This is a genomic window from Amycolatopsis sp. NPDC049868, assembly GCF_044461365.1.
Lineage (GTDB): Bacteria > Actinomycetota > Actinomycetes > Mycobacteriales > Pseudonocardiaceae > Amycolatopsis.
Genome location: NZ_JBITKV010000008.1, coordinates 23,954 through 38,643, shown reverse-complemented (window position 1 = coordinate 38,643; position 14,690 = coordinate 23,954). Strand labels below are relative to the sequence as shown.

The following is a 14,690-nucleotide window of genomic DNA, read 5'->3' as shown; positions in this document are numbered from 1 at the left end:
CGGCCCACGTCAGCCGATAGGGTTGATATGGCTTTCTTCGAACCGATCGGCGCCTGCGTGCTCGCGCTGGCCTGTATGGCCCCGGCACCGCCCGCCGAATCCACGTTCCAGCTGACCAGCCACGACACCAGGGGCCGGATCGGCACCGTCTCGCTCACTTGCGGACCCACCGGGGGATCGCACCCCACGCGCGGCCACGCCTGCGGCAAACTGTCCGAAGTGGACGGAAAGTTCGACCGGCTCCGCCCGGAACCGCGGGCCTGCACCCTCGAATACTCGCCGGTGGACGTCTCGGCGGTCGGCAAGTGGCGCGGCGAACCGGTCACCTTCCGCACCTCGTACGCCAACCGTTGCGTCGCCGACGCCGAGTCGGCCGGCGTCTTCACCTTCTGACCGGAATCACCACAAAGCGTTGCCACGAAGGACTTCCGTCCGATAAGGCCGTCGTGGCACAGGTGACCGCCGGACCTCCCCCTCGGTGGCCCGGCGGCGCCGTTCACCGCCGCCTTGATCGCCCTCACCCCCAAGAGGGCGATCAAGGCCGTGGGTCACGGCTCAAGGACGGGTCAGGTACCGGCATCCGATCCCGTCGTTCGCGGTAACGGGGGTCTGACGCGCGAGGGACCGGCTCAGGTTCCATTCGCGCCAATCATCTTCCGGGATTTCTCGCACGACCGGTCCGAGCACACAGGACCGCAGCGGCTCGGGAAGCCGGTCCGCCGACGGCACCACATCCGCGGAAAACCGTGAGAGGTAAGCGGTGTCGAGCGTCTTGCCGTGCGTGAGCCGATCGATGTTGCGGTCGGCGATGAACCGTTCCGGATCGAGTACGGCCAGCCCGAGCAGCGCCGCGACGGCGGCCCCGATGGCCGCGCGCGGCAGCCAGGCCGACCGCAGCGGGATCAGGGACGCGAGCACCAGCAGGAAGATCAGGCCGATCCAGAGTTCGCAGACCTCGACGAGCAGCCGCAGCACGGTGAACCCGTACGCCTGCTGGTATGTCCACATGCGACTCAACGCCGACGCGACCAGCACCAGGCTGAGCACGCTCAACGCGCCGAGCAGCCCGCGCTGCCAGACACGATCGGCCACCGAGGTCTTCGGCGCCCAGCGCAGCGCGGCGGCGACCAGCAGCAGGGTCAGCACGGTGATGGCGGAGAGCTGCCAGAACCCGCTCCTGGCGTACTCGGCCGCCGTCAGGCCGCTCGTGGCCAGAAGGTACTCGGTGCCGCCGAACAACACGACCAGGCGCACCACGACGAAGCTCGTGAACAGCAACACCAGCACACCCAGCGGCAACGTCCATTCGAGGCGGTGCGCGAGCCGTTTGCGCGGCGCGTCGTCGGCGGCGGGCAGCGGAGGCGCCGCCAGCAGGTAACACGCCCCGGTGACGGCCACCGCGGCCACCACGAACAGGAAACCCCAGCGCACGAAGGTCCCCGGGTCCAGCTCGGGGATCACGGTGTCGACGACGCTCGCGAACGCGGCGTCCGCACCACTCATCAACGGGACGAACACCAGTAGCAGCAAGGCGCTCGCCAGCACCGGCACGAGAAACCTCGGCCTCGGTTTCTTGCCGAGCTTCGTGAGCCCGCGCCCGACCCACGGGATCGAAAGCAGCGCTTCGATGGGGACCGCGAAGACGTCGTAGACGATCGTGTTCACGGTGCGTTTCCCGACCACCGCGAGGGATCCCGCGACGAAGGCCGCCAGCACGCACAACACGTTCAGCCACACCGACGCGCGGAACATGCCGACGGCGAGCAGCCCGAGCGCTGACGCCGCCCACACCGCGTTGACCAGCCGGAAGTGTGGTTCGGCGTCGCCTCGGGCGCGTTTGTCGGCGAAGTAGACGGCCACCGCGAAGGCGAGCCCTGCCACGAACCAGCCGGCTCCTGGGTCGTCCGGCATGACGAAGGCGGTGACCAGCCCGGCCGCGACCGCCGCGGGCAGCACGGAGGCGGGCAGCGGGACGATCGCCGACTTCGGCGGTACCCGTGGCCGCATCAGAATCGGCACCTGTGGCGCGGGCGGCATCGGCGAGGCGGGCGGCAGGGTGGTCGTCGCCGAGGGCGGCGACGCGTGCGCCTGCTTCTCCTCTTGCTCTTCGCTCATCGAATCCTCCAGTTTGCGAAAGCACATATCGTTGGCTGTGTGCGGCGCCCGGACAAAGCGGCGGAGAACTACGGAACGGGGATCACGACGCGGATGACACAGCCCGGCCGCCCTTCGGGGGTGACCACGGCGATGCTGCCGTCGTGCAGGTCGACCACCCACCGGGCGATCGCGAGCCCGAGGCCGGTGCCCCCGCCGCCCGCCCGCTCACCGCGGGTGAACCGCTCGAACACGCTGTCCCGCTCCCCAGGCGGGATCCCGGGGCCTTCGTCTTCGACCTCGATGACGACGTCGGCTTCGCGAGCCTCCGCCCGCACCCGGACCTCTCCCCCGGCGGGTCCGTGCCGGACGGCGTTGTCGAGCAGGTTGACCACGACCTGGTAGAGCCGTCCGCGATCGGCGACGGCGGTCGCGCCGGGCGGCTGGACGTCGACGGCGAACCGCACACCGCGACCGGTGGCCCCGGCTTCGGCGGCGACCTCCTCCAGCAGCAGTTCGAGATCGAACTCCTCCAGCTGCAACGGGAACGCGCCCGCGTCGATCCGCGAAAGATCCAGGAGTTCCGAAACCAGCCTGCCGAGCCGTTCGGTCTGCTGCAGCGCGGTCTTCAGCGTCGCCGGATCGGGTTCGGCGACCCCGTCGACCAGGTTCTCCAGCACCCCGTTCAGCGCGGTGATCGGGGTGCGGAGCTCGTGGGAGACGTTCGCGATCAGCTCGCGGCGGCGCTGATCCGAGGCGTCCAGGTCGGCGGCCATCTGGTTGAAGGCGTGCGACAGCTCCCCGACCTCGTCGCGGGCGGTCGCGCGGACCCGCCGGGTGTAGTCGCCCTTGGCCATCGCGCGGGCCGCGGCGGTCATCTCCCGCAGCGGCCTGGTCATCCCGTGCGCCAGGATCTGCGAGGTGACCACGGCCAGCACCATGGCGGCGATCGTGGTCCGCGGCGGCAGCCAGCCGATCTGCCAGTTGAAGAAGGCGAACGCGATCCCGCCGGAGGACACCAGCAGGATCGCGAGCTTGAGTTTGATGGAGCGGACCGGGTCGAGCGGTCTCGGCAGCGCGTCGACGACACGGCCGAGCAGCGGGCGAAGTGATCGCCATCGGAAGGCCTTCGGGGGTATTCGGCGGATCCAGGTTTCCGCTGGGTGTGTGGCCGCGAGGTCCTCGTACCGGGGTTGTACTCGGGCCTCGCGGCCACGCGTCCAGCGGGAAGCTGGGCCGTCGAGACCTCCGGAGGACTTCCGATGGCGATCACTTGACTTCACGATCCCACCTCCAGGGCGTAGCCGACGCCGTGCACGGTGCGGATGAGGTCCGCGCCCAGTTTGCGGCGCAGCGCCTTGATATGGCTGTCGACGGCGCGGGTGCCCGAGCCGGTGCCCGCGACGTCCCAGTCCCAGACCTCGCTGAGCAGCCGTTCCCTCGGCTGCACCGCCCTCGGGCGTTTCGCGAAGTGGACGAGGAGGTCGAACTCGATCGGCGTCAGCTGGGCCTGGGTGCCCGCCCGCGTGACCCGCCGCTGGTCGACGTCGATTTCGAGGTCGCCGAGCACGATCTTCGTCCCCGTCTCCTCGCCTTCGGCGCGCGTGGACCGTTCGACGCGGCGCAGCAGCGCGTGCACCCGCGCCGAGAGCACCCGCATCGAGAACGGCTTGGTGAGGTAGTCGTCCGCGCCGACGCCGAGGCCGATCAGCATGTCCGTCTCGTCCGACCGGGCGGTCAGCATGAGCACCGGGACCGGGCGGCGGGCCTGGATCCGGCGGCAGACCTCCAGCCCGTCGAATCCCGGCAGCATCACGTCGAGCACCACCAGGTCCGGCTCCCGCTCGGCGTCCGCCTCGACGCCGGAAGGGCCGTCGTGCGCCAGGTCGACAGAGAATCCCTCGGCCCGCAAACGCGCGGCGATGCTCTCCGCGATGGTCACGTCGTCCTCGACGACCAGCACCCGGCGTCCTCCCAGTTCCATGGGGATGACTGTAGGCACCGGCCGTGGAGACCATCCGGGTGAGCTGTGGAGATCCTGTGGAGATGTTTCAGCCGGTTTGCCGGATCACTACGGCCACGTGTGTGACGCAGGTCATGCACTCCGGACCCGGCGAACGCAATCGACAGTCTGCGCTCCGACGCCCTCAACAGTGAACAGTCTGCCAGTCCCACCCGTGCGGCGCGGGCGAGCACGATTCCGCAATGGAGCCGACGGCACGCGGTACGCAGCACGTGCATCCTGATGGCCGGGTGGAACTCGGCGAGGTCGAGTCCTTGAAGGACAGCCGCTTCTACAACGAAGAACTCGCCCCGGTCCCGGTCGAAAAGCGGACCTGGACCACGTACACCTACTTCGCGCTGTGGATGGGCATGGCGCACAACATCCCGTCCTACGCTCTCGCCGCGTCGCTGATCGCGCTCGGGATGGACTGGGTCCAGGCACTGCTCACGATCACCATCGGCAACCTGATCGTGTTGATCCCGATGCTGCTCAACAGCCACGCCGGAACGAAGTACGGCATCCCGTTCCCGGTGTTCGCCCGCGCCTTCTTCGGTATGCGCGGCGCGAATCTGGCGGCCTTGCTGCGGGCGTTCATCGCGTGCGGCTGGTTCGGCATCCAGACCTGGGTCGGCGGTGAGGCGATCTACATCATCGTCGGCAGGCTGGCGGGTTCCGGGTGGAAGAACTCCACCGTCGTCCTCGGCCAGCACTGGACGCTGTGGCTCTCCTTCGGCCTGTTCTGGCTGTTCCAGATGCTCGTCATCTGGCGCGGCATGGAGGCGGTCCGGAAGTTCGAGAACTGGACGGCGCCGCTGGTGTCGGTCGGCTTCCTGATCCTGCTGGGCTACGTGCTCGTCAAGGCGGGCGGACTCGGCCCGATCCTGTCCGAACCCGGGAAACTCGGCTGGGGGCCGGACTTCTGGAAGGTGTTCGCCCCGTCGCTGATGGCGATGATCGCGTTCTGGTCGACGCTTTCGCTGAACATGCCGGACTTCACCCGGTTCGGCGGCAGCCAGGGCAAGCAGGTCCGCGGCCAGATCCTCGGCCTGCCGACCACGATGACGTTCATCGCGATCGTGGCCATCCTGACCACCTCGGGCGGCAGTGTCCTCTACGGCGAGCAGATCTGGGACCCGGCGAAACTGGCCGACCGGTTCGATTCCCCGGTCGTCGTGGTGGTCGCGCTCATCGCACTGGTGCTGGCGACCGTGTCGGCGAACCTCGCGGCCAACGTGGTCAGCCCGTCCTACGACTTCTCCAACGCCTTCCCGAAGAAGATCACCTTCGCGGTCGGCGGGCTGATCACGGGCATCATCGGCATCGTCATCCAGCCGTGGCGGCTCTACTCCGACCCGAACATCTACATCTTCGCGTGGCTCGGCTTCTACGGCGGCCTGCTCGGCGCCGTGGCCGGGGTGCTGGTCGCCGGCTACTGGGTCGTCAACCGCACGCGCCTCAACCTGCGGGATCTCTACACCGAACGCGGCGTCTACTGGTTCAACGGCGGCTGGAACTGGCGCGCGCTCGTCGCGACGCTGGTCGGCGCCGTGCTCTCGGTCGGCGGCGCGTACGGCGGGCCGTTCCCCGCCGACGGGCTGATCCCGTTCCTGAAACCCCTCTACGACTACAACTGGGTCGTCGGCCTGGCGGGCGCCTTCGTCGTCTACCTGCTGCTGTCCCTGCCCGAACGCAACCGCACCACCGAAATCGAGGAGGATGCAAGTGAGCGACGTGGTCCGAGCCGGATTGATCCAGCAGCGGTGGACGGGTGACAAGGAGTCCATGATCGCGAACGCGGTCGATGCCATCGGCAAGGCCGCTTCGCAGGGTGCTCAGGTCGTCTGCCTGCAGGAGTTGTTCTACGGCCCGTATTTCTGCCAGGTGCAGGACACCGATTACTACTCCTACACCGAAGGCATCCCTGACGGTCCGACGACCAAGCTCATGCAGGAGGTCGCCGAGCGGCACGGTGTCGTGCTGGTCGTCCCGATGTACGAGGTCGAGCAGCCCGGCGTGTACTACAACACCGCCGCGGTGATCGACGCCGACGGCACCTACCTCGGCAAGCACCGCAAGAACCACATCCCGCAGGTGAAGGGCTTCTGGGAGAAGTTCTACTTCCGGCCCGGGAACATGGGCTACCCGGTGTTCGACACCGCCGTCGGCCGCATCGGCGTCTACATCTGTTACGAGCGGCACTTCCCGGAGGGCTGGCGCGCGCTGGGCCTGGCCGGGGCGAAGATCGTGTTCAACCCGTCGGCGACCAGCCGGGGCCTGTCGGAGTACCTGTGGCGGCTGGAGCAGCCCGCGGCCGCCGTCGCGAACGAGTACTACGTCGGCACGATCAACCGTGTCGGGGTGGAACCCTTGGGCGACAACGACTTCTACGGCCAGTCGTATTTCGCGGACCCGCGCGGGCAGCTCGTCGGCGAAGCCGCGTCCGACACCGAGGAGGAGATCGTCGTCCGCGACCTCGACATGGGCAAACTCGCCGAAGTGCGGGACCTGTGGGCCTTCTACCGAGACCGGCGTCCCGACAGCTACGGACCCCTCGCGGAGGCGTGATGACCACCCTCATCAGCGGCGGGCAGGTGCTGTCCACGGCGGGCGCTGCGGCGGCGGACGTCCTCGTCGACGGCGAGACGATCTCGGCCGTCGGCGCCCCCGGCACGCTGGGGCCCGCCGACGAGACGATCGACGCCACCGGGAAGTACGTCCTGCCGGGCGGGATCGACGCGCACACCCATATGGAGATGCCGTTCGGCGGAACGCATTCGGTCGACACCTTCGGCACCGGGACGACGGCGGCGGCGTGGGGCGGCACGACCACGATCATCGACTTCGCCGTCCAGGCCAAGGGCACCTCCCTGTTGTCCACAATGGACAAATGGCACGAGAAGGCCGACGGCAACTGCGCCATCGACTACGGCTTCCACATGATCGTCTCCGACGTCAACGACTCGTCGTTGAAGGAGATGCAGGCCTGCGTCGACGGCGGAGTCGGCAGCTTCAAGATGTTCATGGCCTATCCGGGGGTCTTCTACTCCACGGACGGCGAGATCCTGCTGGCCATGCAGAAGGCGCGCGAGATCGGCGCGACGATCATGATGCACGCGGAGAACGGCATCGCGATCGACCAGCTGGCCGCGCAGGCGTTCGCCGCCGGGAAGATCGACCCGGTGCAGCACGGCCTCACCCGCCCGCCGGAGCTGGAGGGCGAGGCGACCTCGCGCGCGATCCAGCTGGCCAAGGTGACCGGGGCGCCGCTGTACATCGTGCACCTCTCGGCGTCGCAAGCGCTGGCGGCGGTCGCGGAAGCGCGCGACGACGGGCAGAACGTCTTCGCGGAGACGTGTCCTCAGTATCTCTATCTGTCCATCGAGGATTTGGCGAAGCCTGATTTCGAAGGCTCGAAGTACGTCGCCTCTCCCCCGCTGCGCGAGAAATCGCATCAGGCGGATCTGTGGCGGGGGCTGCGCACCAACGATCTCTCGGTGGTGTCGACGGATCACTGTCCGTTCTGTTTCAAGGACCAGAAGGAACTCGGCCGCGGCGACTTCCGCGCGATCCCCAACGGGATCCCCGGCGTCGAGCACCGGATGGACCTGCTGCACCAAGGTGTCGTGGCGGGCGAGCTCACCCTCGGCCGCTGGGTCGAGACCTGCTCGACCACGCCGGCGCGCATGTTCGGGCTGTACCCGCGCAAGGGGGTGATCGCGGCGGGTTCGGACGCGGACATCGTCGTCTACGACCCGGCGGCGAAACAGACCCTTTCGGTCGAGACGCACCACATGAACGTGGACTACTCGGCCTACGAAGGGCTGGAGATCACCGGCAAGGTCGACACCGTGCTCTCGCGCGGGCGCGTGGTGGTGTCGCCGTCCGGCTTCTCGGGCAGTACGACGCACGGGAAATTCCTCTCGCGCGACCTCAACCAGTATCTGAATTGAGGGGTGGCCGTGGACTTCGGGATAGTGCTCCAGACCGATCCGCCCGCGCGCGATCTCGTGCGGCTGATGAAGGCGGCGGAAGACCAGGGTTTCCGCTACGGCTGGACGTTCGACTCGTGCGTGCTGTGGCAGGAACCGTTCGTCATCTACTCGCAGATCCTCGCGGCGACGTCGTCGATGATCGTGGGCCCGATGGTGACCAGCCCGGCCACCCGGGACTGGTCGGTGATGGCGTCGACCTTCGCCACGCTCAACGACATGTACGGCAACCGGACCGTCTGCGGCATCGGCCGCGGCGACTCGGCGCACCGGGTGGTCGGCAAGCCACCATCCACTTTGGCCACCGTGCGCGACTGCATGCACGTGGTCAAGGAACTGGCCGAAGGACGCGAAGTCCTGTTGCGGGACAAGCCGGTCCGGATCCCCTGGATCCGCAACGGCAGGCTCGAAATGTGGATGGCGGGATACGGGCCGAAGGCGCTGAAGACGGTCGGCGAACACGCCGACGGCTTCATCCTCCAATGTGCCGATCCCGCGATCGCCCGGTGGACCATCGGTTCCGTCCGCGAGGCCGCTCGCGCGGCCGGGCGGGATCCGGCCGGGATCACGATCTGCCTCGCGGCCCCGGCGTACGTCGGCGACGATCTGGCTCATCAGCGGGAGCAGCTGCGCTGGTTCGGCGGGATGGTCGGCAACCACGTCGCGGATCTCGTGGCGCGGTACGGCGATTCCGGGCCGGTGCCGCGCGAGCTGACCGACTACATCCGTGAGCGGGAGGGCTACGACTACTCGCACCACGGGCGGGCGGGGAATCCGTCGACCGACTTCGTCCCGGACGAGATCGTGGACCGGTTCTGCCTGCTCGGGCCGTCTTCGGCCCATGTGGACCGGCTGGAGGAGCTGGCTTCGCTCGGTGTCGACCAGTTCTCGCTGTACCTGATGCACGATCAGCGCGAGGAAACCCTGAAGCGGTACGGCTCCGAGGTCGTCAACCGCTGACGACCGCGTTTCGTCCTCTGAATGCGTCCGCATTCAGAGGACGAAACGCGTGGGATCAGGCCCCGAACCAGGCGGCTAGGGCCTCGCGCAGGCCCTCGGCGTCGTCTCCGGCCCAAGCGATGTAGCCGTCCGGGCGGATCAGGAGGACGTCGGCGGGCCTGTCCTCGGTCTTCGCGGTGTGGACGTCGGCCCGGCCGTGCGCGAGTTCACGCAGGTCAGGCCTGCCCGCGAGGTCGAGCAGGACCGGCCGCGCCGCCCGCAGCAGCTCGGCGACGCTGGTCGCCCCGTCGTCGGTCTCCAGCGCGAGATCCGGGACGAACGTGCCGGCGAGCGCGTGCGTGGAACCGGGCATCGGGTAGCGCGTGTCGGTCCCGGCGACGTGGGCCGACAACCGTCGCGCGGCCTGCTCGTCGTCCAGCAGTTCCTGGAAGACCGCGCGGAGCGCTTCAGCCGCTTCGTCGTGCCCGCGCCGCAACGCGACCTGTGCCCGGGACTGCAGCAGCGCACGCGCGCCGGCGGCGTGCCGTTCCGCGTGATAGGTGTCCAGCAGTCCTTCCGGCGCCCGGCCCTGGATCTCGGCGGCCAGCTTCCAGGCGAGGTTGACCGAGTCGGACATGCCGACGTTGATCGCCGTGCCGGTGGAAGGCAGCAGGTGGGCCGCGTCGCCCGCCAGCAGGATCCGGCCTTCGCGGTAGCGCTCGGCCTGGCGGGCGGAGAACTGGTAGCGCGAGAGCCGGACCGGTTCGCCCAGCGGGACGTCCCCGCCGAGCACGCGGCGAATGCTGTCCCCGAGTTCGGCCAGGGTCATCGGCACGTCGTCGTCGACCTCGCCGGGATCGTCCTCCGTGGTCTGGATGAACACGATCCCCGGCGTGAGCGAACCGAGCGCGAACACGCCGGTGTCGGTGCGCGTGAAACCCGCCTTGATCCGGCCCAGCTCCGGCGTTTCGATGTCGCTGTTGTCGTGCACGGTCAGACCTTCGGGGATCTTGACCTGCCCGATCCGGTTCACCTCGGGATAGGTGGTGCCGGGGAAGCCGATCCCCGCCATCGACCGGACGGGGCTGCGCCCGCCGTCGCAACCCACCAGATACGGGGCGGTGACCTCGTACGTCCCGTCCGGGCCGCGCACCTCGGCGGTCACCGACTCGTCGTCCTGGCGCAACCCGACGACCTCGTGCCCGCGACGCACTTCCGTGCCGAGCTCCGTGGCGTGCTCCTCCAGCAGCCGCTCCAGCGACTGCTGCCGTACCGAAAGCGCCTTCAGCGGCGGCTCGTCGAACCGCGTGAGGTCGACGTGGACCCCACCGAAGGGGAAGCGGTGCGGCGGCACGGGATCGGTGACGAGCCCTCGCACCCGGTCCAGCAGGCCGCGATAGTGCAGCAGGTCCAGGATCTGCCCGCTGAGGCCATGGGCCTTCGGAGTCTTCCCCTGTTCCGGCCGCCGTTCCAGGACCAGCGGGCGCGCACCTGCCAGCCGCAGTTCGGCGGCCAGCATCAGACCGGTCGGGCCGGCACCCACGATGATCACGTCGACGTCCGTCAAATCTTCACTCCTGTTCGGCCTGTTCTGGCTACGGCCGAGGATTCTGCGGCATCACCGGGGTCTTGCCGCAAGCCCCCCGGTGCGCTATATGTTGAACATGGAGGGGTTCACCCCACCATGTTTCCGGGTACGAGCACCAGGGATCGCGCGCCCGCGAGGCGAGACGCTGGCCTGGTGACCAGAATCCGCATCGCCGCTGTGTTCACCCTCACCGCACTCGCCGCCGTCACGCTCGCGCCCGCGGTTTCTGCCGCGCCGAAAGACCTCGACTGGGGCTCCTGTCCGTCCGGCTCGCCGCCGGGCTACGACTGCGCAGAGATCGAAGTCCCGCTGTCCTATCAGGACCCTGGCGGCCCGCTGATCACCATCGCGCTCGGCCGTCTCCCGGCGACGGACCAGAAGCACAAACGCGGCACCCTCTTCACCAACCCCGGCGGCCCCGGGAACCCCGGCCGCTTCAGCAAGTTCCAGACTCCGTCGCTGCACCGGCAGTTCGACATCGTCGGCTTCGACCCGCGCGGGGTCGGCGCCAGTACGCCGGTCCGCTGCTTCACGTCCGACGCCGAAACCGAGCCGCTCAAACGGGTTTTCGGCACCTTCCCGATCACCACCGAACAGGAGACCCGGCATTTCGCCGACGTCCGCGAGGTGGCCGCCTCGTGCGGCCGCAACGCCGGGCCCCTGCTGAACCACCTGTCGACCGCGAACGTCGCCAGGGACCTCGACAGGCTGCGCGAAGCCGTCGGCGAGCCCCGGCTGCGGTACTACGGCCTCTCCTACGGCACCTACCTCGGTGAGGTGTACGCCAACCTGTTCCCGCATCGCGTCGGCGCCTTGGCACTGGACGCCGTCGACGATCCGATCGCCTGGTCGACCGGGCACCGTCCGGAGGACGCGAACGTCCCGTTCAGCACCAGGCTCGGCGGCTTCCGGGACGCGGAGCGCGCGCTGCAGGCGTTCCTCGACGCGTGCGCGGCCGACACCCGATGCGCGTTCCGCGAGCCGGGAACGGACCTGCGGGCCAAGTACGACGCGCTCCTCGACCGGCTGCAGGCCACGCCGGGAGCGATCACCTATCAGGAGGTCATCCGGCGTACCCACAACGCGCTGACCGACGAGGCCAACTCCCCCGCGCTGGCGGAATTCCTCCAGTCCGCGACGAAACCCGCCGCGGCGAAGGCCATCGCGACCCCGTTCGATTCCGCGCTGGGTGGTGGCGGGACGGTCTGCGCCGACACCACGAACCCGCGTGACCCGGCCGCCTGGCCTCGCGCGGCCAGGGCGAGCGACCGGGAAAGCCGCGGTTTCGGTTCGTACGACGCGTATCTCTCACTGCCGTGCGCCTTCTGGCCTGCCTCCGATCCGGCCCGGTACACGGGACCGTGGAACCGGCCGACCGCGCCGATCCTCTTGCTGGCCAACGGCAAGGGCGACCCGGAAACCCCGTACGCCGGAGCGAAGCGCACCGAACGCATCCTCGGCCATGCCCGGCTCCTGACGCTGGACGCGTGGGGACACGGCGCCGCGAACCGCAGCGCGTGTGTCGATGCCGCTCTCGACGCCTATCTGGCCCAGGGCCGCCTTCCGGCGCGCGGTACCGTCTGCGCCCCGGATCACGCGCCGTTCGACGCCAGGTAAGCCAGGGCGGTGTCCTCGTCGGTGAGCCAACCGGCGTAGTCGACGGGGTCGGAGAAGATGTTCGCGAACCGGCGCGCCACCTCGGGCGCCGTCCGCGCGGCTTCCAAGGTGGCCAGCACGTGATCCGGCGGCGGAGCGAGCAGATCGTTGCTCAGCCGGGTCGCGTGCTGTGCCTTTTCCCAGTATTCGGCGAAAGTACCGCGCAGGAACGGCTCGTCGAACGGGCGGTCGCCGTGGTCGAGGATGCGTCGTTCGTAGACCGCGGCCGCGTGGGCCGCCATGTTCGCGCCCTGTCCGGCGATCGGGTCGTTCGTCACCGCGGCGTCGCCCATCGCCAGTACCTTCGCCCCCGACGGCAGCGTCCCGACCGGGTCGCGCACGATCGGCAGGACGCGGCCCCGCAGGACGTCCAGCGGTCCGCTCGGGCGCGCGTCGGCGAGCGACTCCCGCACCCACGGGAACTGTTCGCGCAGCACCGTCTTCGCGAGTTCGAAGTGCTCGTCGACGTCGGTGACGCCGTCCCAGACATCCATGGGGCCGCCGGGCACGCCGAAGAACCCGAGACCGAAGACAGGCCCGCGCACGGACTGGACCGGCAGGCCGAACAGCTCACCTGCCTGGGAAAGCCCGAACGTCAGCCCCGGATACACCGGGAGCGGTTCGTCCCGGCCGGATACGAGGTACAGGATCCCGATGGTCCGCTGCGGTTCGCGGTGCGGGGAACGCGCGTCGTCACGGGAGAAGAGGGCGTCGAACTGCGGTCCCCGCCCGGCCGCGACCAGCACGAGGTCGAATTCGCGGGCGTACTCCTCCAGCCCGTCCGGGGTCACCTTGCCGATCCGCACCTCGCCACCGCGTTCGGCGAAGGCGGTCAGCCAGGCGGACACCTTGACCCGCTGATCGACCGACTGCGCGGGATGGTCGAACCGGGCCTGCCACGAGACGGCGGGCTCCGGGGAATCCCCGGCGAGCCCGAACGAAGCGCCGAGGATCTCCGGGGCCTGCCCGTCCCAGAAGTTGATGCCCAGCGCGCGTTCCCGGGTCAGCGCCGGGTGGAACACGCACTGGTTCGAGATGAGCCTGCCCGCCCGGATCGTTTCCGCGTCGTGGTCGGTGACCACGGTGACGGCGTATCCGTGCCGCTGCAGGCCCAAGGCCAGGACCAGCCCGGCTTGACCGGCCCCGACCACCACGATCCGGCGCATGGCTCCCCCTCAGTCGAGCAAGGCTTGATACACCAGGTTCCTCAATTCGACGCGGATCGGGTAGGTCGACGACGGCAGCAACTGGGTGAAGAACAGGACCGTGATGTCCTCGTCCGGATCGACCCAGAACGCGGTACTCGCCGCGCCGCCCCAGGCGAACTCCCCGGCGCTGGCGAGCGTCTTGGCCTTCACCGGGTCGTCGAGCACGGAAAAGCCCAGCCCGAAGCCGAAACCGTGGTACGGCACCTCGGAGAACCCGGTCCGTCCGCAGGTCTCCAGGTCCACCCCGCCGGGCAGGTGGTTGGTCGCCATCAGCCGAAGCGTGCGCGGGCCGAGCAGCCGGACGCCGTCGAGTTCGCCGCCGCGCACCAGCATCTGGGTGAAGCGGTGGTAGTCACCGGCGGTCGAGACCAGCCCTCCGCCGCCTGAGAAGCACGTGGGCGTGACACGGCCGACGGCGCCCATCTCGTCGTGACGGAACGGCGCCTTGGTGACCGGATGCGGCACGTAGAGCGCGGCCAGCCGGTCGAGAGCGCCGGGGTCGGCCTGGAAACCCGTGTCGTGCATGCCGAGCGGCGTGAAGATCCGCTCGGCGAAGAAGGTGTCGAGGGATTGCCCGGAGACGACCTCGACGAGCCTGCCGAGGATGTCCGTCGCGACCGAATAGTTCCATTCCGAACCCGGCTCGAACAGCAGCGGCAGCCTTGCGATCGCCTCCGAGACACCGGCCAGGTCGAGCCCCGGCGCGGTGCCCCAGTCGAAGCCGGCGTCGCGGTAGACCGCGTCGACCGGATGCGTGCGATGGAAGCCGTAGGTGAGCCCCGCGGTGTGGGTGAGCAGATGCCAGAGCCGGATCGGTTCGGTGGCGGCCACGGTCGCCTGCTTCACCGACGAACCCCCGGCGAAGACCCGCGGCTGGGAGAACTCCGGGAGCCAGCGGGAAATCGGGTCCTTGAGATCGATGAGCCCCGCTTCGACGAGCATCATCGCGGCGACCGACGTGACCGGCTTGGTCATCGAGTAGACCCGCCAGATCGTGTCGGTCTCGACCGGCAGCCCGGCCTCGATGTCGCGCTGCCCGTTCGCCGCGAGATGCGCGACCTTCCCGTTCCTGGTCACCACGGCCAGGTATCCGGGGAGCCGGTTTCGCTCCAGGTATCCGTCGAAGTGCTTGTCGATCCGTCGCAGCCGCTCCGCGTCGAAACCCACCTCGGCCGGGTCGACGTCCACCTTCAGCTCGATCATGCGACCGA

General features: G+C 69.1%; 12 protein-coding genes. 6 read left to right on the top strand and 6 right to left on the bottom strand.

The genetic code is table 11. The annotated features are described in order from the left end of the window. Positions 1 to 27 precede the first annotated feature (27 nt). On the top strand, positions 28 to 393 hold the full coding sequence (locus ACIBTM_RS29225; protein WP_395880364.1) for an SSI family serine proteinase inhibitor: 366 nt from the start codon (positions 28 to 30) through the stop codon (positions 391 to 393). Positions 394 to 555: 162 nt separating this feature from the next. On the opposite strand, the gene ACIBTM_RS29220 is transcribed toward ACIBTM_RS29225, so the two are convergent. From ACIBTM_RS29220 to ACIBTM_RS29210, 3 genes are all read right to left on the bottom strand, one after another. Then, positions 556 to 2,115, bottom strand: a complete 1,560-nt coding sequence (locus ACIBTM_RS29220) for a DUF4153 domain-containing protein (protein WP_395880363.1) — start codon at positions 2,113 to 2,115, stop codon at positions 556 to 558. 68 nt (positions 2,116 to 2,183) lie between these two features. After that, positions 2,184 to 3,194 (bottom strand): ATP-binding protein, encoded by a 1,011-nt coding sequence (locus tag ACIBTM_RS29215; protein WP_395880680.1) that lies wholly within the window; start codon positions 3,192 to 3,194, stop codon positions 2,184 to 2,186. Between the two features lie 179 nt (positions 3,195 to 3,373). After that, positions 3,374 to 4,057, bottom strand: a complete 684-nt coding sequence (locus ACIBTM_RS29210; RefSeq protein ID WP_395880679.1) for a response regulator transcription factor — start codon at positions 4,055 to 4,057, stop codon at positions 3,374 to 3,376. A gap of 242 nt (positions 4,058 to 4,299) precedes the next feature. On the opposite strand from ACIBTM_RS29210, the gene ACIBTM_RS29205 reads away from it, so the two are divergent. The 4 genes from ACIBTM_RS29205 to ACIBTM_RS29190 are packed head-to-tail and all read left to right on the top strand — an operon-like array spanning position 4,300 to position 9,048. Further along, positions 4,300 to 5,871, top strand: coding sequence for an NCS1 family nucleobase:cation symporter-1 (locus ACIBTM_RS29205; RefSeq protein ID WP_395880362.1), 1,572 nt, complete (start codon positions 4,300 to 4,302; stop codon positions 5,869 to 5,871). Then, positions 5,822 to 6,664 carry a nitrilase-related carbon-nitrogen hydrolase gene (locus ACIBTM_RS29200; RefSeq protein WP_073846488.1) on the top strand — a complete coding sequence of 281 codons (843 nt, stop codon included), beginning with the start codon at positions 5,822 to 5,824 and terminating at the stop codon, positions 6,662 to 6,664. The genes ACIBTM_RS29205 and ACIBTM_RS29200 overlap by 50 nt, the downstream gene beginning before the upstream one ends. Further along, complete coding sequence (gene hydA / locus ACIBTM_RS29195; protein WP_395880361.1) at positions 6,664 to 8,049, top strand: dihydropyrimidinase; 1,386 nt, start codon at positions 6,664 to 6,666, stop codon at positions 8,047 to 8,049. Before ACIBTM_RS29200 ends, hydA begins: the two co-directional genes overlap by 1 nt. A 9-nt stretch (positions 8,050 to 8,058) precedes the next feature. Beyond that, on the top strand, positions 8,059 to 9,048 hold the full coding sequence (locus tag ACIBTM_RS29190) for a TIGR03842 family LLM class F420-dependent oxidoreductase (RefSeq protein WP_395880360.1): 990 nt from the start codon (positions 8,059 to 8,061) through the stop codon (positions 9,046 to 9,048). Between the two features lie 55 nt (positions 9,049 to 9,103). Here ACIBTM_RS29190 and ACIBTM_RS29185 read toward each other — a convergent pair whose 3' ends face one another. Beyond that, a complete protein-coding gene (locus ACIBTM_RS29185; protein ID WP_395880359.1) occupies positions 9,104 to 10,594 on the bottom strand; it encodes an FAD-dependent monooxygenase in 1,491 nt (496 codons plus the stop codon). Positions 10,595 to 10,768: 174 nt separating this feature from the next. On the opposite strand from ACIBTM_RS29185, the gene ACIBTM_RS29180 reads away from it, so the two are divergent. Continuing rightward, positions 10,769 to 12,232, top strand: a complete 1,464-nt coding sequence (locus tag ACIBTM_RS29180; RefSeq protein WP_395880358.1) for an alpha/beta hydrolase — start codon at positions 10,769 to 10,771, stop codon at positions 12,230 to 12,232. On the opposite strand, the gene ACIBTM_RS29175 is transcribed toward ACIBTM_RS29180, so the two are convergent. Further along, on the bottom strand, positions 12,208 to 13,437 hold the full coding sequence (locus ACIBTM_RS29175) for a styrene monooxygenase/indole monooxygenase family protein (protein ID WP_395880357.1): 1,230 nt from the start codon (positions 13,435 to 13,437) through the stop codon (positions 12,208 to 12,210). The two genes, ACIBTM_RS29180 and ACIBTM_RS29175, sit on opposite strands and share 25 nt — an antisense overlap. Before the next feature lie 9 nt (positions 13,438 to 13,446). Beyond that, entirely contained in the window at positions 13,447 to 14,682 is a 1,236-nt protein-coding gene (locus tag ACIBTM_RS29170) for a serine hydrolase domain-containing protein (RefSeq protein WP_395880356.1), read from the bottom strand. Between the last annotated feature and the right edge of the window lie 8 nt (positions 14,683 to 14,690).